Origin of the sequence: Flavobacterium flavipallidum, from assembly GCF_038289905.1 — a bacterium.
In the GTDB taxonomy this organism is placed as follows: Bacteria; Bacteroidota; Bacteroidia; order Flavobacteriales; family Flavobacteriaceae; genus Flavobacterium; species Flavobacterium flavipallidum.
Map to the genome: position 1 here is coordinate 25,768 of NZ_JBBYHU010000003.1, position 19,167 is coordinate 44,934.

Consider the following 19,167-nt stretch of genomic DNA (forward strand, 5'->3'; position numbering starts at 1 on the left):
ACCAGAAAACCAACTGGAAATTTATTAGGGAAGAACTCCGAATGTTCAAAGCGAGTTTGAACTGAATATTTATAAACCATTAAGATATTTAAGGAACATTAAGTCTAAATTTTCTTAATTTCTTAATGGTTTAAATTTTTGATTCTTTTATTTTTTATACTTTTGCAAAAAAAAATTCTAAACTTAAACTGTTTATAGCATGCAACTGTACAACACCTTAAGCGCAGAAGAAAGAGCTGAATTGATTGATCAAGCAGGTCAACAACGTCTTACGTTGTCTTTCTATGCGTATGCCAAAATTGAAGATCCTAAAAAATTTCGTGATGATTTATTCGTAGCCTGGAATGCACTGGATGCACTGGGACGAATTTATGTTGCCCACGAAGGTATTAATGCTCAAATGAGTGTTCCGGCCGAAAATTTTGAAGCTTTCAGAGAGACGCTGGAAGTATATGATTTCATGAAAGGCATCCGTTTGAATGTGGCCGTAGAGCAAGACGATCATTCCTTTTTAAAATTGACTATCAAAGTGCGTCACAAAATTGTAGCTGACGGACTTAACGATGATACTTTTGATGTAACCAACAAAGGGGTGCATTTAAGAGCCAAGGAATTCAATGAAATTCTGGAAGATCCGAATACGATTGTGGTAGATTTTAGAAATCACTACGAAAGTGAAGTAGGGCATTTTAAAGGTGCTATTACTCCTGATGTAGAGACTTTTAGAGAAAGTTTGCCTATTATTAACGAGCAATTACAGGATTATAAAGAAAATAAAAATCTAGTGATGTATTGTACAGGTGGAATTCGTTGCGAAAAAGCCAGTGCTTACTTCAAACACCAGGGATTCAAAAATGTTTTCCAGTTAGAAGGCGGAATTATCAACTATGCCAAACAAATCCAAGAAGAAGGTTTGGAAAGCAAATTCATTGGTAAAAACTTCGTTTTTGATAATCGTTTAGGTGAAAGAATTACCGATGATATTATTGCACAATGTCATCAATGTGGAAAACCTTGTGACAATCATACCAATTGTGCTAATGATGGCTGCCATTTGTTGTTTATCCAATGTGACGAATGTAAAGCGACAATGGAAAATTGCTGTTCAACGGAATGTCAGGAAATCACCCATTTACCATTGGAAGAGCAAGCAAAACTGCGAAGTGGAGTACAAGTAGGTAACAAGGTATTCCGAAAAGGAAAATCAGAAAGTTTAAAATTCAAACATTCCGGCGATTTGCCAAATACTGCTTTGGCAACTGCCCAGAAAACAAATGATATTCGTCAAAAAATAAAAGTAAAAAAGACCTTAGTTGGAAAAGCGGAACATTATTATGTGAAAGCGGGTATTGGATTGTTTACCATTGAAAATCAAGAATTAAACTTAGGAGATAAAATTTTAATTTCAGGTCCAACTACAGGAAATCAGGAATTGGTTTTAGAAAAAATGTTTGTTAATGGATACGAAGGAACTCAGGCTGTAGCTGGTGATAAATTAACTTTTGCAGTCCCTTTCAGAATTCGTTTATCTGATAAATTATATAAGATTTTAGACTAATTTATAAGTCATATAATATTCTAAAAGCCTGTTTCTTTTTTTATAGGGAACAGGCTTTTTTATAATAAATTTAAACTTTTCGAGTTATTTCAAAAGAATTTATATTCTAGTCTTTAATCAATTTGAATTCTACTGGTTGAAAATATAGTTTTGAGTCTTTCTCAAAATAAATTCCGTTTTCTTTTTCTTCAAATTTTACTTGGTAGTTATGAATTAAATTGGTTTGAGCGATAACATTTACTTGATAGCTAGTACCCCTTTTGTTTTCAATAGATATATTTTGAACAATTCCGTTTATCACAATCGATTTTGGAATTATTGCGCTGTTATTTAATTCAAAACTAACGATATATCCTTTTTCAGTATTCCTGTTATAGCTTTGATAGGTTTGGTTTTTAATGTCTAAAAGTTGTTTGGAACAGGATGACAGAAAGAAACATCCGAATGAAAGTAAAATATAGATGGTTTTTGATGTAATAATTTTCATAATTTTAGAGTTTTTAATAGCTACAAATCTAATTTAAACAATTGAATAATAATGAAATTAAAATATGTCCTTTTTACGTTGCTAGTGGGATTGGTTTTTACTTCTTGCAGTAAGGATTCTGATTCAAATGAAACCACAACCACCACCACGCCAGACGAGATAAATGATTTTGTTTGGAAAGCAATGAATTCCTGGTATTATTGGCAATCCAAAGTTGCTAATTTATCCGATAGCAAAATTACTTCTAACAATAACTATGCTAATTTTATTAATGGTAAGACTCCTGATGCGCTGTTTTATTCGCTTCTTTATCAAAGAGGAACGATTGATAAATTTTCTTGGATTGAAAATAGCAATGAAGTGGTTAGGGCTTCTAAAATTGCCGAAGTCCAAAAAAGTGGTGGTTTTAATTATGGTCTTTACCCTAAGGATGCAAATAATGTAAATTTTGTAGCCTTAATAAATTATATCGTACCTGGTTCACCTGCAGCTTTAGCCGGATTGAAAAGAGGTGATGTTATTACTAAAATAAATGGTAATCAACTTACGGCAAGTAATTATAATCAATTGGGCAATACACAGGTTGTTCTTACTTTGGCAGCAACTGCGGTAGTAACAAGTTCAGCTTTGGTTACCACTGACAAAGCGACTACTGTAACGGTGTCACAACTTGATATTGACGAAAACCCTATTGCTTATTACGAAAAGAAAGTATATGGTAGTAGGAACATAGGCTATTTAGTGTTTAATAGTTTCAAATCCGATTATAATGACGAACTCAATGCAGCTTTCGCTAAAATGAAATCGGATGGAATTAACGAATTGGTTTTAGATTTAAGATACAACGGTGGTGGCTCATTAGAAACTGCAATTGCTTTGGCACAAATGATTAACGGAAATAATACTAATAAGCCTTATATCTATTTAGATTTTAATGACAAACATAATAGTAATGATGGTTTTGAATACCTTTCAGATAAAGTTAGAATTTACAACTTAGTAGATAACGAACCCACTTTTCAGAGTGAAGAAAGTGTAAATAGTCTTTCTTTAACTAAAATATATGTCCTAGTTAGTTTTGAAACAGCTTCTGCCAGCGAGCTCACCATTCAATGTTTAAAAAAATACATTGACGTGGTTACGATAGGCGATGATACAGTTGGTAAATTTGTAGGATCGATAACCTTATATGACTCTCCTGCATACGATTATGTCTCTTACGATAACAGAAGTACTAAGCACAAATGGCAATTGCAACCTATTACTTTTGCCTATTACAACAAAGACAAAGATGCCAATCCGTCAAAAATAACACCTAATTATGAAATTAATCCATATGATACTTTTTCAAATTTGGTAGAATTTGGAAACGTAAAAGACCCTTATTTAAAAAAGGCTCTTGAACTAATTACCGGGCAAACTTTACGTACTGATAACCAAAGTGCTAAAAGTGTAACTTCATTTAGAAATGACAATCTTGCTGCATTCAATCCTACAAATACAGCCAAAGGATTATATATTCAAGATTTTAAAAGTTTAAAACAATAAGAATAATTAAAATGCAAGTTTTGAATTGGCTGCTAAAGCCAGTAAATTAAAATTATTTAGGTAATTAAACTTAGAAAGTAAGTATTAAAATATTCAATTTTAAACCATTACATGTTAGTTGTAATGGTTTTTTTTAATATAAAATTAAGAATGAAACCCTTTTTTAAGGTTTGTGAGGTAAAGTTAAAATATACTATCTTTACCGATTCAACGTTTTAAGAACTTAAGTTGTGCTAGTCACAACATCACATATAAAATTATGGCATGTGCAAGTTGTTCAACCTCTGATGGAAGCGCTCCTAAGGGTTGTAAAAATAATGGGACTTGCGGCACCGATAGCTGCAACAAATTAACGGTTTTCGATTGGCTTTCTAATATGAGTTTGCCTAATGGTGAAGCTCCATTTAATTGTGTTGAAGTCCGTTTTAAAAATGGAAGAAAAGAGTTTTACCGCAATACTGAAAAATTGACATTAAGCATGGGGGACATTGTAGCTACAGTAGCTTCTCCAGGTCATGATATTGGTATTGTTACACTTACGGGAGAATTGGTTCGTATTCAAATGAAGAAAAAAGGCATTAACCCTGATGCTACCGATATTCCAAAGATTTACCGAAAAGCGTCTCAAAAAGATATTGATATCTGGACTGCTGCACGAAGTAAGGAAGAACCAATGAAAGTTCGTGCCCGTGAATTGGCAATTATTCAAAAATTAGAAATGAAAATTTCTGATATTGAATTCCAAGGAGATGGGTCAAAGGCGACTTTTTATTATACTGCTAATGACCGTGTGGATTTTAGACAGTTGATTAAAGATTTTGCTAAGGAATTCAGCACCAGAATTGAAATGAAACAGGTAGGTTTCCGTCAGGAAGCAGCTCGTTTAGGAGGAATTGGTTCCTGCGGACGTGAATTGTGTTGTTCTACCTGGTTGACTGATTTTAGAAGTGTAAATACATCTGCAGCACGTTACCAACAATTATCATTAAATCCACAAAAATTAGCGGGTCAGTGTGGTAAATTGAAGTGTTGTTTGAATTATGAGTTAGATACTTACATGGATGCTTTAAAAGGTTTTCCTGAATTTGAAACGAAATTAATTACCGAAAAAGGAGATGCTGTTTGCCAAAAACAAGACATTTTTAAAGGATTAATGTGGTTTGCTTATACGAACAATTTTGCCAATTGGCATGTGTTAAAAATTGATAAGGTTAAGGAAATTATAGCCGAAAATAAGCAGAAAAAGAAAGTGGCTTCACTTGAAGATTATGCTATTGAAGTGACTCAGGAAGTTGAAAAGGACTTTAATAATGCGATGGGTCAGGAGAGTTTAACTCGTTTTGATCAGCCAAAAAAGAGCAAAAGACACAATAAAAAGCCAAAGAAAGCAGTTGAAAATGAAGTGGCTGCTCCGGTTGCAAAAAAGCCATTAAATAAAAACAAACCATCAAATAAACCAGCTCAGCCAGTGCAAGCGGTTCAAACCGCTCCAAATGAGCAAAAACCAGCTGGTGAGAAAAAATTTAAAGGACCTAGAAGACCATCAAACAATAAAAAAAATGAACCTAAGAAATAGTGTATTAGTACTTTTTGTTAGTATGCTCTTTTTTTCTTGTGATAAGAAAAGGGTTTTTGATGAATACAAATCTGTTGGAAGTGCCTGGCATAAGGATAGTGTTGTTTCTTTCAATCTACCGGAATTAGATTCCACTAAAAAATACGATCTTTTTATAAATATCCGTGACAATAATAATTATCCGTTTAATAATCTTTTCCTGATTGTAACTTTAGAAAAACCAAATGGTTATACTAAAGTAGATACTTTAGAATATCAAATGGCAGCTCCTGATGGGACGCTTTTAGGTGATGGATTTACAGATATTAAAGAAAGCAAATTGTATTTTAAAGAGAATGTAAAATTTAGAGGAAAATACAAACTCAACATCAAACAAGCCCTTAGAGAAGGAGGTAAAGTTCCCGGAGTTACTCAATTAGAGGGAATTACCGAAGTTGGTTTAAGAATTGAAAAAAAAGAATAAAAAATAGTTATGGCAGTTAAAAAGACAAATAATGCAGAACACGATGTAAAGTATTATGCAAAAAAATTCTGGAAGTTTTTCTTTTATGGATTAGGAGGAGTTTTTCTTTTTTTCCTATTTGCTTCCTGGGGACTTTTTGGTTCCATGCCTTCTTTTGAAGATTTAGAAAATCCGGATTCTAATTTAGCTACCGAAATTATTTCTTCTGATGGTGTTGTTATTGGAAAATATTTTCAGGTAAACCGTTCCCAATTAAAATATTCCGATTTACCTAAGAACCTTGTTAATGCTTTAGTAGCAACCGAAGATGAACGTTTTTACGAACATTCAGGTATTGATGGAAGAGGTACTTTGAGAGCCATTTTAAGTTTAGGAACTAACGGTGGAGCAAGTACTTTGACGCAACAATTAGCTAAACAATTATTCCATGGTGAAGGTTCTAAATTTTTACCATTTCGTATTGTTCAAAAGGCTAAAGAATGGATTATTGCTATTCGTTTAGAAAGACAATATACTAAGAATGAGATTCTTGCCATGTATTGCAATGTATATGATTTTGGAAATTATGCCGTTGGAGTAAGCTCGGCTTCGCAAACCTATTTTTCTAAAACGCCTAAAGAATTAACCGTTGACGAATCGGCAATTCTTGTGGGAATGTTCAAGAATTCAGGTTTGTATAATCCGGTAAGAAATCCCGTGGGTGTAAAAAACCGCCGAAATGTGGTGCTTGCGCAAATGGAAAAATCACACATGATTACTGAAGCTCAGAAAGAAAAATTACAGGCTTTGCCAATCAAGCTGAAATTTAAATTAGAAAGTCACCGTGAAGGTACAGCTACCTATTTCAGAGAATATTTGAGAGAATACATGAAAAAATGGGCAGAAACGAATAAGAAAGCCGATGGATCAGACTATGATATTTACAAAGACGGTTTAAAAATTTATACTACGATTGATTCCAGAATGCAACTACATGCCGAAGAAGCTGTTGCTGCACACATGGCTAATTTACAGGAGCAATTTTTTATAGAACAAAAAGAAAATAAAAATGCACCCTTTGTAAATATTACCGAAAAAGAAACAAATCGTATTTTAAAGCAGGCTATGAAGGCTTCTAACCGTTGGTTTATAATGAAATCAATGGAAAAAACCGATGAGGAAATCATAGAATCTTTTAATAAAAAAGTCCCAATGACGGTGTTTACATGGAAAGGGGAAAGAGACACCATTATGACACCATTAGATTCTATTCGTTATTACAAACACTTCCTGCAATCTGGATTAATGGCTATGGAACCTCAAACAGGACATATTAAAGCTTGGGTAGGCGGTATTAACTATAAGTATTTTCAATACGATCACGTAGCTCAGGGAGCAAGACAGGTAGGTTCTACTTTTAAACCATTTGTTTATGCCACTGCAATTGAGCAATTAAACATGTCGCCTTGCGATTCAATTATTGATGGTCCTTTTACAATTCCGGTTGGACGCCATCATGTTACGGAAACTTGGACGCCAAAAAACTCCAACAATACCTACCTTGGAATGGTAACTTTGAAAAAAGCTTTGGCTAATTCGATTAATACCGTTTCGGCTAAATTAATTGATAAAGTAGGTCCGGAAGCCGTGATCAAATTAACACACAAATTAGGGGTAAAAACTCAAATTCCGGCACAACCGTCTATTGCTCTTGGAGCCGTTGATATTACGGTGGAAGAAATGGTAGCGGCTTACAGTACTTTTGCTAATCAGGGAGTTTATAATAAACCGCAGTTTTTATCTCGAATTGAAGATAAAAGCGGAGTAGTGATTTACGAACCAATTCCGGAATCACATGATGTCTTGAATAAAGATATTGCCTTTGCAGTAGTTAAATTATTAGAAGGTGTTGTTGAAGGTGGTTCTGGTAATAGGTTAAGATCTACCTACGGAGGAAACGGTGATAACCGTTGGACAGGTTATCCATATGCTTTTACCAATCCAATTGCAGGTAAAACAGGAACAACACAAAATCAATCCGACGGTTGGTTCATGGGAATGGTTCCTAACTTAGTTACCGGAGTTTGGGTAGGTTGCGAAGACCGTTCGGCACGTTTTAAAAGCCTTACTTACGGACAGGGAGCTACTGCAGCATTACCAGTTTGGGGCTATTTTATGAAGTTGTGTTATGAAGATCCTAACTTGAAAGTCTCCAAGGAACCTTTTGAACGTCCTGCTAATCTTTCTATAAAAGTAGATTGTTACCAACCAAGAAAAGTAAGAGATACCGTTGCAAACGACTCTATTCAATCGACAGATGAATTTCAGTTTTAGATAATAAAGAGCCTCCATTTGAAGGCTTTTTTTGTTAGTGAACGAATCGTATTTTGTTTTTTATTTTAGAAAAAAGCCTTATTTTTAAGAATCAAAAACTACGATTCTTTATGATTAATAAAAAAGTAAATTCGGTTCAGGAGGCATTAGAAGGTATTTGCGATAATGCAACTATTATGTTTGGTGGTTTCGGATTGTGTGGTATTCCTGAAAACGCTATTGCCGAATTAGTTCAAAAAGGAACTAAAAATCTCAGTTGTATTTCAAACAATGCCGGTGTGGACGATTTTGGTCTGGGATTGCTTTTGCAAAAAAGACAAATCCGGAAAATGACTTCTTCCTATGTGGGAGAAAATGCCGAATTTGAACGTCAGATGCTTTCCGGAGAATTGGAAGTAGAACTCATTCCGCAAGGGACTCTGGCGGAACGCTGTCGTGCGGCTCAGGTAGGAATTCCGGCTTTTTATACTCCGGCGGGATATGGAACCGAAGTAGCGATTGGTAAAGAAACCCGTGAATTCAACGGAAAAATGTATGTGATGGAACAGGCTTTCAACGCCGATTTTTCCATTGTAAAAGCATGGAAAGGCGATACCGCCGGAAATCTAATCTTCAAAGGTACAGCCCGAAATTTTAATCCTGTAATGGCAGGTGCCGGAAAAATAACCATTGCCGAAGTGGAAGAACTGGTTGAAGCCGGGACTTTAGACCCTAATCAAATTCACATTCCGGGAATTTTTGTACAACGTATTTTTCAGGGTGAGAAATATGAAAAAAGGATTGAGAAGAGAACAGTTCGAAAAAGCGAATAGTGTTCAGTGTTCAGTTTGCAGTGATCAGTTTGGATGCGCAGTACTTAAATGAACTTCAATTTCTTATATGGTTCAAAAAAATGTTTTATTTGAATAGAAAACTTATATGACTTATATGTTTAAAAAATCAAAATTATGCCTTTAACAAAAGAAGATATCGCCAAAAGAATTGCCCGTGAACTTAAAGACGGCTATTTCGTAAATTTAGGGATAGGAATTCCTACTCTGGTGGCTAATTATATACCTGAAGGAATAAACGTTGAAATACAAAGCGAAAATGGCGTTTTGGGCATGGGACCGTTTCCTTTTGAGGGCGAAGAAGACGCTGATCTTATCAATGCGGGCAAGCAAACCATTACCACACTAGCCGGAGCAAGTTTTTTTGATTCGGCAATGAGCTTTGGGATGATTCGCGGTAAACATGTTGATTTAACTATTCTTGGTGCTATGGAAGTGGCTGAAAACGGTGATATTGCCAACTGGAAAATTCCCGGTAAAATGGTCAAAGGTATGGGAGGTGCAATGGATTTAGTGGCTTCGGCCGAAAATATCATCGTAGCCATGATGCATGTCAATAAAGCCGGAGAATCTAAAATTCTAAAGCAATGTTCCCTTCCGTTAACAGGAGTAGGCTGCGTTAAAAAGATTGTAACCGAACTCGCTGTGATGGAAATTACACCAAAAGGAATTAAATTACTCGAAAGAGCCCCAGGCGTTTCCGTAGAACACATTATCGCTTCTACTGAAGCCAATTTAATCATTGAAGGCGAAATTCCTGAAATGTTGATTTTTTAAACTATGAGGATTCCTTTTGAGCCCATTATTTTAGGCTATACAATCAACATTCATTTAGTTTTAGAATATTTGGCTTTCTTTTTTGGATTTAGATATTATCTGTTTTTACGAAAAAAAACGACTGATAGGATTTCGAGCACTAATAGACTCTCCATTATTTTAGGAGCGGCAATTGGTGCTTTTTTAGGTTCCAGAATAATGGGTTTTTTAGAAAATCCTTCATTTCCTTATTCTTTAGAAACGCTAGTAAATATTTTAAATTATAAAACCATTATGGGGGGCTTATTTGGAGGTTTATTGGGTGTAGAACTTTCTAAAAAGATTATTGGCGAACAGCAATCATCTGGCGATTTATTTGTTTTCCCAATTTTATTAGGGATTTTTATTGGCCGAATAGGCTGCATGTTATCTGGGATAAATGAATTTACCTATGGAAAAGAAACCACATTTTTTATGGGAATGAATTTAGGTGATGGTTTAATACGACATCCATTAGCTTTATATGAATTAATATTTGTAATCTTTTTATCTGTATTTTTGTTAAAAATAAAGAATAGGGAATTGAAGAATGGATTATTATTTCAGTATTTCATGATATTCTATTTTGCATTTCGTTTTGGAATTGAATTTTTAAAACCCAATGTTTTCTTTGTTTTCGGATTAAGCACAATTCAGTTATTGTGTTTATTATGCTTAATTTATTATCGCAAAACCATTTTAAACCTTTTTAAAAATGCCCGTTAGAAATTACACCTATTACGATTATACTTTAAGTCTTTGTCCGGAATGCTTAAAACGAATTGACGCTAAAATTGTTTTTGAAAACGATAAGGTGTATATGCTCAAAAATTGCCTGGAACATGGAAAATCCAAAGTGTTGATTGCAGATGATATTCCATATTATAAGAACATCAGAAATTATAATAAACCTTCTGAAATGCCTTATAAATTTAATACCAAAACAGATTATGGCTGTCCCTACGATTGTGGTTTATGTCCGGATCATGAACAACATTCCTGTTTAACGGTTGTTGAAATTACAGATAGATGTAATTTAAGCTGTCCTACCTGTTATGCAGGTTCTTCGCCCACTTATGGCAGGCATCGTACTTTGGAAGAAGTAAAAGCCATGCTAGATGCCATTGTTCGCAATGAAAAAGAACCGGATGTAGTACAAATAAGCGGCGGAGAGCCTACGATTCATCCGCAATTTTTTGAAATTTTAGATTATGCAAAATCACTTCCCATCAGGCATTTGATGTTAAATACCAATGGGATTAAAATTGCCAAAGACAAGGAATTTGCCAGACAATTAAAAAGCTATGCTCCTGATTTTGAAATTTATCTGCAATTTGATTCATTTGAAAATAGTGTATTGCGAGAATTACGTGGAGCCGATTTGAATGAAATTCGAAAACAAGCCATTGCAAATCTGAACGAATTGAATCTTTCCACTACCTTGGTTGTTACGCTTCAAAAAGGATTGAATGATAACGAAATAGGTAAAATAATCGAATTTGCTTTACAGCAAAAATGTGTCCGTGGAGTTACTTTTCAACCTACACAAATTGCTGGTCGATTGGAGAATTTTAATCCCGAAACCGATCGGATGACGTTAACCGAAGTAAGGTGTAAAATTTTGGAACAAACTACTATTTTTAATCCTGATGATTTATTACCGGTTCCTTGTAATCCCGATGCTTTGGTAATGGGATATGCATTAAAATTAGGCAATGAAGTATTTCCTTTAACACGTTATGTTAACCCGAATGATTTATTGGATAACAGTAAAAATACTATCATTTACGAACAGGATGATGTGCTTAAGGAAAAAATGATAGAACTTTTTAGCACTGGAAATTCAGTTGAAGTAGCTGAAGAAAATCTAAAATCTATTATGTGTTGTTTGCCTAATATTGATGCACCTAATTTAGGTTATGATAATTTATTTAGAATTATCATTATGCAGTTTATTGATGCCTATAATTTTGATGTCAGAGCGATTAAAAAATCCTGTGTGCATATTGTCAATAAAGACAATAAAATCATCCCGTTTGAAACAATGAATTTGTTTTATAGAGATGAAAAGTTAGAAAGATTAGAAGAATTACGTAATGAAATTAAATTTTAAACTATGATCGCTTTAGAAGTTGGAAATCTAAATGGTCTGATTATTTTTATTCTGGGAATAATGATTGGACCACCAATAATATTAACTTTAATAGGTTTTGCAGTAAAAAAACAGAGTCCAAAAGGAGCTAAAGTTTTGTTTATTTTAGCGGCTTTATATTTATTAATTGGATTAGGTATTTGCGGCAGTTTACTAACCTAAAAACACTTTTAAACGAAAAAAATAAACCGCAAATTCACAGATTTAATCTGCGAATTTGCGGTTAAAATATGTCTAAACTTAGAATTTTAGATTATAAATTCTCAAAGAAATCATTTCCTTTATCATCGGTAATTATGAAAGCTGGGAAATCTTTAATCGTGATTTTTCTAACGGCTTCCATTCCTAATTCTTCAAAGTCAACTACTTCAACCGAAAGAATGTTTTCTTTGGCCAAAATAGCAGCAGGACCACCAATAGAACCCAAATAGAATCCGCCGTAAGTTTTACAGGCATTCATCACATCCTTAGTTCTGTTTCCTTTAGCAAGCATCACCATACTTCCACCATTTTTCTGGAACTCTTCCACATAAACGTCCATACGTCCGGCGGTTGTTGGACCAAAACTTCCAGATGGCATTCCGTCCGGAGTTTTAGCAGGACCAGCGTAATAAATCGGGTGGTTTTTAAAGTAGTCCGGCATTGGTTTTCCGGCGTCTAATAATTCTTTGATTTTTGCGTGAGCGATATCACGGGCCACAATCAAAGTTCCGTTTAGTTTCAAACGCGTTTTGATTGGGTATTGGGATAGTTTTTTAAGAATCTCGCTCATTGGTTGGTTCAAATCCACTTCAACGGCTTCTTCTAAATGTGGTGGCGTTGCAGGCAATAAACGTTTTGGATTTACCTCTAATTGCTCTACGAAGATTCCGTCTTTGGTAATCTTTCCTTTGATATTTCTATCTGCAGAACAGGAAACTCCTAATCCAACCGGACAAGAAGCAGCATGACGTGGCAAACGAATTACACGAACGTCATGAGTGAAATATTTACCACCAAATTGCGCTCCAATGGCACTTTCCTGGCAAATTTTTTGCACTCTTTTTTCCCATTCCAAGTCGCGGAAAGCCTGACCTGCCATGTTTCCTGTAGTAGGCAAATTATCATAATAACCGGCAGAAGCTTTTTTTACAGCTGCTAAGGTTGCTTCGGCAGAAGTTCCTCCAATCACTAAAGCCAAGTGGTAAGGCGGACAGGCAGAAGTTCCTAAATCCATTATTTTAGCACGAATGAAAGCATCTAATGATTTTTCGTTCAATAAGGATTTTGTTTGTTGGTACAAATAGGTTTTGTTAGCAGAACCTCCTCCTTTTGCTAAAAATAAAAATTCGTAAGAAGCGCCTTTTTTAGCATAAATATCAATCTGAGCCGGAAGATTGGAACCTGAGTTTTTCTCTTCAAACATGCTGATAGGTACAATCTGAGAATAACGCAGGTTTCTTTCGATATACGTATTAAAAATACCTTTAGAAAGCCATTCGGCATCATCAACGCCTGTATATACGTTTTCACCTTTTTTTGCCATTACAATCGCTGTTCCGGTGTCCTGACAGGAAGGTAATTCACCATCAATAGCTACTACGGCATTCTGCAATAAATTATAAGCCACAAATCGGTCATTGTCCGTTGCTTCCGGATCGTCAAGAATAGCTCTTAATTTTTCTAAATGTGAAGTACGCAACATAAAAGAAACATCTTTCATGGCTTCCTGCGAAAGTAACTCTAAACCTTTTGGATCAACAGTTAGGATTTCGCGATCTCCTAGTTTTTCTACTTTTACATAGTCAGAAGTTATTTTACGGTATTGGGTATCGTCTTTTAAAATGGGATAAGGATCCTGATAAATAAAGTCCATTGGTATTTTATTTTTTTTGACAAATATAAAAATTATTTAGCGTAGCCACAGTCTTTTAACAGCTGTGATTCTTTCGTAAAATCAAACTTTTTGTTATAAATTCAAACAAAAAGAGATGATATTTATGCAATACCATCTCTTTTTTGTACAATTAATGTTTTAAAAACTAGCTTAATAAGCTGGTAACTAAAAATAGAATTAGCAATCCTATAGCAATGTATTTAGTGTATTTTGACATTTTTATTATTGGTTTAAGTTATTAGAATTATTTATTATGGCCTGGTGCATAGTATTTGGCACTTTTACTTCCTGTCATTTTTTTAGCCTGACCGGGAGGTATTTTTCCGGAAGGCGTTGTGGTTACCGGATGAATTCGGCAACTCATTAAACTACTAAGTAAAAATAGCAAAGCTATGTGTTTTGAATATTTTTTCATTTTATACGATTTGGGGAAAATATAAAATTTATTGTTTTATCGATTCAAAAGAATGAAAAATAGATTGAATATCCTATATCGTTTAAGATATATTTATCATTTTTATTAAAAAAACCAGCTCGCCACAAAAATCGCAGTAATCACACAAATCGCATCAACCAAAAGCATCGTACCTAAGGCATAACGTGTGTTTTTGATATTAACCGAACCAAAATAAACCGCAATTACATAAAAAGTACTCTCGGCACTACATTGGAAAATACTGCTCAAACGTCCGGTTAAAGAATCAGCACCAAAAGTATTCATCGAATCAATCAAAAATCCTCTGGATCCCGCTGAACTAAAAGGTCTCAATAAGGCAACCGGCAAAGCATCTACAATTTCTTTATTGACTCCCATATTGGAGAAAATAAATCCAAGTCCGTTACTGATAATTTCGAATAAACCGCTGTTTCTAAACAATGAAATAGCAACTAACATCCCCAAAACATAAGGGAAAATAGTAACTCCGGTTTTTACTCCGTTATTGGCTCCCGAAACAAATGCATCAAAAACAGTAGTCTTGGCTTCGGTAAATTTCTTTTCTTTCATAAAGGAAAAAACCAAGGTAATGATGATAATTCCCAATAAAATTAATGCCGAAAGGTTAGTAGTGAAATAGTTTTTTCCAATTAAATCCAAATGATTAACATACATCAATAAACCAATAATGGCAGCAATCAGCGCGACTAAAGCAGCAACCAAAGAAGCACTTTTGAAATTGATTTTTTGTCGGGCTCCTACAATTAAAAAGGCAGCAATAGTACCAATAAACGAGGTGATAATACAAGGCAGCATTACATCGGCAGGATTAGCCGCATTGGCAGCAGCGCGATAGCCAATGATAGAAGTAGCGATAAGTGTTAGTCCGGAAGCATGTAGACACATAAACATGATTTGGGCGTCACTGGCTTTGTCTTTTTCGGGGTTGAGTTCCTGCAAACTTTCCATTGCCTTCAGTCCGAAAGGCGTTGCAGCCGAATCCAATCCGAGGAAATTGGCAGCAAAATTCAAGGTCATATACGAAATCGACGGATGGTTTTTAGGAATACTCGGAAACACTTTTACAAATACCGGACTCAATACTACAGCCAGTTTTCCGGATGCTCCCGAAATGATTAGCAATTCCATTAATCCGCAGAAAAAGGCCAAATATGCAATCAAAGGCAGAATCAAATCTACTAAAGTGCTTTTACAAGTTGGCAATAGTCCATCCGATTTTTGAACACCGCTGAATATTTTAACAGTCTTGTTTTTATAAACATAAGTAGTATCCGCATTAAGCGTATCCCGATTGATAATCATCGTTTGCTCTGGTGCAATTTTAATGCTGTCTTTGATAAAAGCAGGCAGTTCTTCGGCGTATTTTTCAGCAATTAAAATCGGATCGTCTTTTTTTCCATTTAAAACGCTATCAATTGTATAAGTCTCTGCTGTGAACAAACTCACTACAACAAAGGCAATAGACGAAATAAATATTGCCAGCCAAAATCTGCTTAATACCATAATTTTTTAATTTTTGTAAATGTAAATATTTAACCGCAAAGTTCACAAAGGGTTTTCGCAAAGAGCAGTAAGAAATATTTAACTGCAAATTCGCAGATTTTAAATTTATAATCTGTGAATCTGCGGTAAATATTATTTTTTTAGATTACACATGAATAATCTCTTCCTCAATCAATAAGTCTTCTCTTCTTAATCGAAGGAAAATCTGTGCTACTGCAATGGTATCTTTTTCGCAATAGGTTACGATGCGGTCAATGTCTTTTTCGACATAGAAAACATGACCTACCTGACTGCCGTCGATATCGCCTTTTGGCGAAGGAATTCCCAGAACTTTACACATTAATTTTAGCGAAGTAAAATGTTTGTAATCGCCAAATTTCCATAATTCTAAGGTGTCTAAGTGTGCAATTTCCCAAGGTTTTTTGCCAAATAAATTCAGTTTGTCCGGAATAGCAATGCCATTTATAATCATTCGGCGGGCAATAAACGGAATATCAAATTCTTTGGCATTATGTCCGCAGAGTAAATGCTGAGGTCCGTTGAAATGATTGTTTAACAGATTACTAAAATCTTTCAGGATATTCTTTTCTTCTCCAAAAAAGGAAGTCACTCTAAAGTTTCGGATATCACTTTTATTGGCAAAAAAGCCCACTGAAATACAGACAATTTTTCCAAATTCGGCCCAAATTCCGGCACGCTCATAAAACTCTTCTGCCGAGATTTCTTCCTTGCGCTGGTATTGGGTTTTTTGCTCGTACAGATTTTGCATTTCAGGATCCAAAGAATTGAAATCAGCCGTTTCAGGAACAGTTTCGATGTCCAGAAATAAGATGTTGTTGAGGTTTATTTTTTCGATCATATTCTTAGTTTTTGGATTGAGAGGACTGTTCTTGAAGGATTTTATAGGTTTCTTCTAAATAGACATAAAAATCGACGTTATGTGGCGTTCCATTGGTGCTTTTTATATCGTGATGTCCTAATCGAACAATAATTAAATTGTCTTCTGGAACCACAATTACATACTGTCCCAAATGCCCACGCATGTAGAAAACTTTTTTGTTTTGAAACTCCGATAACCACCAGCCGTAACCATATTGAGGAGATTCCTTAAATCGGGGATGAACTGATTTTGCCACAAAATTGCTGTCTAAAATTTGTTTGCCGTTCCATTTTCCGTTATCTAAATAGATTTTGCCAAAACGGGCAAAATCTCTGGCATTACTGGCTATACAGCAAAAAGCTTTTACTAATCCTTTTTTGTCGGTTTGCCAAAAAGCGTCACTTTCGGCGCCCATAGGTTTCCAAAAGGATTCCGATACATATTCGGTCAATGGTTTTCCGGTTGCCTTTTCGATACACATTGCCAGAAGTTGGGTATTGCCACTCAGGTATTTATAGGCTTTTCCGGGTGCACTGTTGTTTTTTAAACCTAAAATTATTTTTGACAAATCCTCGTCAAAATAAGCCTGGGTGGTAACCGAAAATGGATCGTAATAGGCTTCATCCCATTCCAATCCCGATGACATAGATGCCAAATCACCCACAGTCATTGCAGCTGATTTTCCTTTAGAAAATTCCGGAAAAAAGTCGGCTACTTTTTGATCCAAATTTTTGATTTTTCCATCCATGATGGCTTTTCCCAAAGCTGAAGTCACGATGCTTTTGGCCATCGAAAAAGAATTGGATTTGGAGTTTTTACTGTAATTATCATAATAGTTTTCGTTCCAGATACTATCATTTTTGATAATTAAAAAAGCTACGGTTCCCGTTTGTTGATGTGTTTTTTCAAGTCTTTCCGTTGGTTTTACTAGATTGTAATCTTTGGCAATAGGCCAGGGTTGAGGTTGATTGCTTTTTTGGATTGTAGCAGTATCAAAATATTTATAATCATCTAAAAAAGCAGTGGAATGTCCATTGAAATAAGTAATTCTTACAGCTCTTAATAAATAATCCTTTTTGAAAATATAGAGTGCAAGTATTAGAATACTTATCACAATAACTAAACCGCTCAGAATTTTTTTGACTTTTTTCATGGATTTGGAGTTAGTTGAGTACGAATTTACATAAAAAATTATTCGTGAAAATATCAAATATGTTTTTTGTTAAACCATTAAGGAGTTAAGTTTCAATAAGCTTAATTTGCTGAATTCCTTAAATGGTAAAATTATATTTGTAATTGTTTAAAATAACAATTCCTGTTTGCGTGAAGGATTTTCGTGTTCCAATAACCATTTTTTGCGCCATAATCCACCTGCGTAACCGGTTAGTGAGCCATTGCTGCCAATGACTCTGTGGCAAGGAACCACAATCCAAAACGGATTTTTACCATTGGCGGAGGCCACAGCACGAATGGCTTTGACGTCGCCTAATTTTTTGGATAAATCCAAATAACTCATCGTTTTTCCAAATGGAATTTCGAGTAAAGCTTTCCAAACTTTTTGTTGAAATTCTGTTCCGGAAGGATTCAGTTTAAAATCGAAATCAGTCCTTTTTCCTTCGAAATAATCATTCAATTGAGAAACAGCTTGATGTAATACTTCAGGAACTGAATCGGAAACGGTGCCATCATCAGCAATTGAAATACCCGAAATGCCATTTTCATCGCCTTGGATTTTGGCAATGCCAAGTGGTGTTTTAATATAAACAGTTGATTTTTCGTCAAACATTTTTCAAATTTTAGGAGGTTAAAAATCCGATGGCTTCCTGAGCAATTTTTGAGGGATTTCCTTTTGGCGTAGCCAATAAAATATCGGTAAAAAGAGCTGTTTTTTTGAGTTCTACGAATTCTAACTCGGGATAATTATGACTTTTTTTAATGGCTGTTGGCACAATTGAAATGCCTAAACCATTCTTTACTAATTGAATAATTGATGAAATATTATTCGATTCATGAACAACTTGGGGTTTAAATCCATATTGCGCACAAATTTGTAACAAGGCATCATGAAAATGCGGCGCATAATCTTTGTTAAAGAATACAAAGGTTTCTTCTTTTAAGTGAACCAAATCTGCTTCGGAGTGGATATCGTACAAATTTCGATTAAATACCAACGAAAAACTGTCTTTGAACCACAACTTAGAATCAATTTTCGGCGAATGCAAAGGCGAGCGAATGATTCCAAAATCAATTTTTCCTTCTTCTAATGCAGCGATTTGCTTGACAGTTGGGACTTCGTACAATCGGAAATTAACGTATGGATATTTATTCGATAAAAATTGAATCAGTTTTGAAATATCTCCTGAAAAAGTCGAACTCACATAGGCAATCCGGAAATCTCCACTTTGATTTTCGCTTATTTTTTTGGTTGTCAAATTGATGCGTTCCAAATTCTGTATTAATTCCTGAATTTCCTTTTGGTAATATTTTCCAGCATCGGTTAGGATCACACGTTTGTTATTGCGTTCAAAAAGTGTGGCGCCCAGTTCCGTTTCCAGTTCCTTAATTTGTCTACTTAAAGGAGGTTGCGAGATAAATAATTTATCGGCAGCACGAACAAAGCTTAGTTCTTCGGCTAATTTCAGGAAATATTTTAAATGGCGTAATTCCATAAATACTTATTAAGTATTAATTATTGACAAAATAAGCATTTTTGTGTCATATATAAAAAT

At 34.8% G+C, this 19,167-nt stretch carries 18 protein-coding genes; 10 read left to right on the plus strand and 8 right to left on the minus strand.

Features of this window, described 5'->3' with window-relative positions:
- The first annotated feature begins 199 nt into the window (after nucleotides 1–199).
- Entirely contained in the window at nucleotides 200–1,558 is a 1,359-nt protein-coding gene (gene trhO, locus AAEO59_RS02345; RefSeq protein ID WP_341699143.1) for an oxygen-dependent tRNA uridine(34) hydroxylase TrhO, read from the plus strand.
- A gap of 106 nt (nucleotides 1,559–1,664) precedes the next feature.
- On the opposite strand, the gene AAEO59_RS02350 is transcribed toward trhO, so the two are convergent.
- Entirely contained in the window at nucleotides 1,665–2,045 is a 381-nt protein-coding gene (locus AAEO59_RS02350; protein WP_341699144.1) for a hypothetical protein, read from the minus strand.
- Between the two features lie 51 nt (nucleotides 2,046–2,096).
- Here AAEO59_RS02350 and AAEO59_RS02355 point away from each other — a divergent pair, with 51 nt between their 5' ends.
- The 9 genes from AAEO59_RS02355 to AAEO59_RS02395 all read left to right on the plus strand — a co-directional run bounded on the left by AAEO59_RS02355 (nucleotide 2,097) and on the right by AAEO59_RS02395 (nucleotide 11,884).
- Nucleotides 2,097–3,593, plus strand: a complete 1,497-nt coding sequence (locus AAEO59_RS02355; RefSeq protein WP_341699145.1) for a S41 family peptidase — start codon at nucleotides 2,097–2,099, stop codon at nucleotides 3,591–3,593.
- 259 nt (nucleotides 3,594–3,852) lie between these two features.
- Nucleotides 3,853–5,169, plus strand: a complete 1,317-nt coding sequence (locus AAEO59_RS02360) for a PSP1 domain-containing protein (protein ID WP_341699146.1) — start codon at nucleotides 3,853–3,855, stop codon at nucleotides 5,167–5,169.
- Nucleotides 5,153–5,632 (plus strand): gliding motility lipoprotein GldH, encoded by a 480-nt coding sequence (locus AAEO59_RS02365; protein ID WP_341699147.1) that lies wholly within the window; start codon nucleotides 5,153–5,155, stop codon nucleotides 5,630–5,632. Before AAEO59_RS02360 ends, AAEO59_RS02365 begins: the two co-directional genes overlap by 17 nt.
- 9 nt (nucleotides 5,633–5,641) lie before the next feature.
- The gene (locus AAEO59_RS02370) at nucleotides 5,642–7,945 is read left to right on the plus strand and encodes a penicillin-binding protein 1A (RefSeq protein WP_341699148.1); all 2,304 of its coding nucleotides are present in this window, start codon (nucleotides 5,642–5,644) and stop codon (nucleotides 7,943–7,945) included.
- A gap of 110 nt (nucleotides 7,946–8,055) precedes the next feature.
- A complete protein-coding gene (locus AAEO59_RS02375) occupies nucleotides 8,056–8,757 on the plus strand; it encodes a CoA transferase subunit A (RefSeq protein ID WP_341699149.1) in 702 nt (233 codons plus the stop codon).
- A 135-nt stretch (nucleotides 8,758–8,892) separates the two neighbouring features.
- Nucleotides 8,893–9,552 (plus strand): CoA transferase subunit B, encoded by a 660-nt coding sequence (locus AAEO59_RS02380; RefSeq protein WP_341699150.1) that lies wholly within the window; start codon nucleotides 8,893–8,895, stop codon nucleotides 9,550–9,552.
- 3 nt (nucleotides 9,553–9,555) lie between these two features.
- Nucleotides 9,556–10,296 carry a prolipoprotein diacylglyceryl transferase gene (locus tag AAEO59_RS02385; protein WP_341699151.1) on the plus strand — a complete coding sequence of 247 codons (741 nt, stop codon included), beginning with the start codon at nucleotides 9,556–9,558 and terminating at the stop codon, nucleotides 10,294–10,296.
- Nucleotides 10,286–11,683 (plus strand): radical SAM protein, encoded by a 1,398-nt coding sequence (locus AAEO59_RS02390; protein ID WP_341699152.1) that lies wholly within the window; start codon nucleotides 10,286–10,288, stop codon nucleotides 11,681–11,683. The genes AAEO59_RS02385 and AAEO59_RS02390 overlap by 11 nt, the downstream gene beginning before the upstream one ends.
- 3 nt (nucleotides 11,684–11,686) lie before the next feature.
- Nucleotides 11,687–11,884 (plus strand): hypothetical protein, encoded by a 198-nt coding sequence (locus tag AAEO59_RS02395; protein ID WP_341699153.1) that lies wholly within the window; start codon nucleotides 11,687–11,689, stop codon nucleotides 11,882–11,884.
- Between the two features lie 91 nt (nucleotides 11,885–11,975).
- Here AAEO59_RS02395 and AAEO59_RS02400 read toward each other — a convergent pair whose 3' ends face one another.
- From AAEO59_RS02400 to AAEO59_RS02430, 7 genes are all read right to left on the minus strand, one after another.
- Nucleotides 11,976–13,577 carry a fumarate hydratase gene (locus AAEO59_RS02400; RefSeq protein ID WP_341699154.1) on the minus strand — a complete coding sequence of 534 codons (1,602 nt, stop codon included), beginning with the start codon at nucleotides 13,575–13,577 and terminating at the stop codon, nucleotides 11,976–11,978.
- Nucleotides 13,578–13,842: 265 nt separating this feature from the next.
- A complete protein-coding gene (locus tag AAEO59_RS02405) occupies nucleotides 13,843–14,013 on the minus strand; it encodes a hypothetical protein (RefSeq protein ID WP_188219246.1) in 171 nt (56 codons plus the stop codon).
- 105 nt (nucleotides 14,014–14,118) lie between these two features.
- Complete coding sequence (locus AAEO59_RS02410) at nucleotides 14,119–15,558, minus strand: nucleoside recognition domain-containing protein (RefSeq protein ID WP_341699155.1); 1,440 nt, start codon at nucleotides 15,556–15,558, stop codon at nucleotides 14,119–14,121.
- Nucleotides 15,559–15,703: 145 nt separating this feature from the next.
- A complete protein-coding gene (locus AAEO59_RS02415) occupies nucleotides 15,704–16,417 on the minus strand; it encodes a 3'-5' exonuclease (protein ID WP_341699156.1) in 714 nt (237 codons plus the stop codon).
- A 4-nt stretch (nucleotides 16,418–16,421) separates the two neighbouring features.
- The gene (locus AAEO59_RS02420; RefSeq protein WP_341699157.1) at nucleotides 16,422–17,591 is read right to left on the minus strand and encodes a serine hydrolase domain-containing protein; all 1,170 of its coding nucleotides are present in this window, start codon (nucleotides 17,589–17,591) and stop codon (nucleotides 16,422–16,424) included.
- Nucleotides 17,592–17,738: 147 nt separating this feature from the next.
- Entirely contained in the window at nucleotides 17,739–18,224 is a 486-nt protein-coding gene (locus tag AAEO59_RS02425) for a methylated-DNA--[protein]-cysteine S-methyltransferase (RefSeq protein ID WP_341699158.1), read from the minus strand.
- A 10-nt stretch (nucleotides 18,225–18,234) separates the two neighbouring features.
- Entirely contained in the window at nucleotides 18,235–19,107 is an 873-nt protein-coding gene (locus tag AAEO59_RS02430) for a LysR family transcriptional regulator (protein ID WP_341699159.1), read from the minus strand.
- Between the last annotated feature and the right edge of the window lie 60 nt (nucleotides 19,108–19,167).

What these genes read in the sequence shown, in the direction of transcription:
- AAEO59_RS02355 (WP_341699145.1), top strand. Translation starts at nt 2,097, where the DNA reads ATGAAATTAAAATATGTCCTTTTTACGTTGCTAGTGGGATTGGTTTTT.
- AAEO59_RS02420 (WP_341699157.1), bottom strand. Translation starts at nt 17,591, where the DNA reads ATGAAAAAAGTCAAAAAAATTCTGAGCGGTTTAGTTATTGTGATAAGT.
- AAEO59_RS02425 (WP_341699158.1), bottom strand. Translation starts at nt 18,224, where the DNA reads ATGTTTGACGAAAAATCAACTGTTTATATTAAAACACCACTTGGCATT.
- trhO (WP_341699143.1), top strand. Translation starts at nt 200, where the DNA reads ATGCAACTGTACAACACCTTAAGCGCAGAAGAAAGAGCTGAATTGATT.
- AAEO59_RS02385 (WP_341699151.1), top strand. Translation starts at nt 9,556, where the DNA reads ATGAGGATTCCTTTTGAGCCCATTATTTTAGGCTATACAATCAACATT.
- AAEO59_RS02415 (WP_341699156.1), bottom strand. Translation starts at nt 16,417, where the DNA reads ATGATCGAAAAAATAAACCTCAACAACATCTTATTTCTGGACATCGAA.
- AAEO59_RS02375 (WP_341699149.1), top strand. Translation starts at nt 8,056, where the DNA reads ATGATTAATAAAAAAGTAAATTCGGTTCAGGAGGCATTAGAAGGTATT.
- AAEO59_RS02405 (WP_188219246.1), bottom strand. Translation starts at nt 14,013, where the DNA reads ATGAAAAAATATTCAAAACACATAGCTTTGCTATTTTTACTTAGTAGT.
- AAEO59_RS02390 (WP_341699152.1), top strand. Translation starts at nt 10,286, where the DNA reads ATGCCCGTTAGAAATTACACCTATTACGATTATACTTTAAGTCTTTGT.
- AAEO59_RS02350 (WP_341699144.1), bottom strand. Translation starts at nt 2,045, where the DNA reads ATGAAAATTATTACATCAAAAACCATCTATATTTTACTTTCATTCGGA.
- AAEO59_RS02370 (WP_341699148.1), top strand. Translation starts at nt 5,642, where the DNA reads ATGGCAGTTAAAAAGACAAATAATGCAGAACACGATGTAAAGTATTAT.
- AAEO59_RS02360 (WP_341699146.1), top strand. Translation starts at nt 3,853, where the DNA reads ATGGCATGTGCAAGTTGTTCAACCTCTGATGGAAGCGCTCCTAAGGGT.
- AAEO59_RS02400 (WP_341699154.1), bottom strand. Translation starts at nt 13,577, where the DNA reads ATGGACTTTATTTATCAGGATCCTTATCCCATTTTAAAAGACGATACC.
- AAEO59_RS02430 (WP_341699159.1), bottom strand. Translation starts at nt 19,107, where the DNA reads ATGGAATTACGCCATTTAAAATATTTCCTGAAATTAGCCGAAGAACTA.
- AAEO59_RS02395 (WP_341699153.1), top strand. Translation starts at nt 11,687, where the DNA reads ATGATCGCTTTAGAAGTTGGAAATCTAAATGGTCTGATTATTTTTATT.
- AAEO59_RS02410 (WP_341699155.1), bottom strand. Translation starts at nt 15,558, where the DNA reads ATGGTATTAAGCAGATTTTGGCTGGCAATATTTATTTCGTCTATTGCC.
- AAEO59_RS02365 (WP_341699147.1), top strand. Translation starts at nt 5,153, where the DNA reads ATGAACCTAAGAAATAGTGTATTAGTACTTTTTGTTAGTATGCTCTTT.
- AAEO59_RS02380 (WP_341699150.1), top strand. Translation starts at nt 8,893, where the DNA reads ATGCCTTTAACAAAAGAAGATATCGCCAAAAGAATTGCCCGTGAACTT.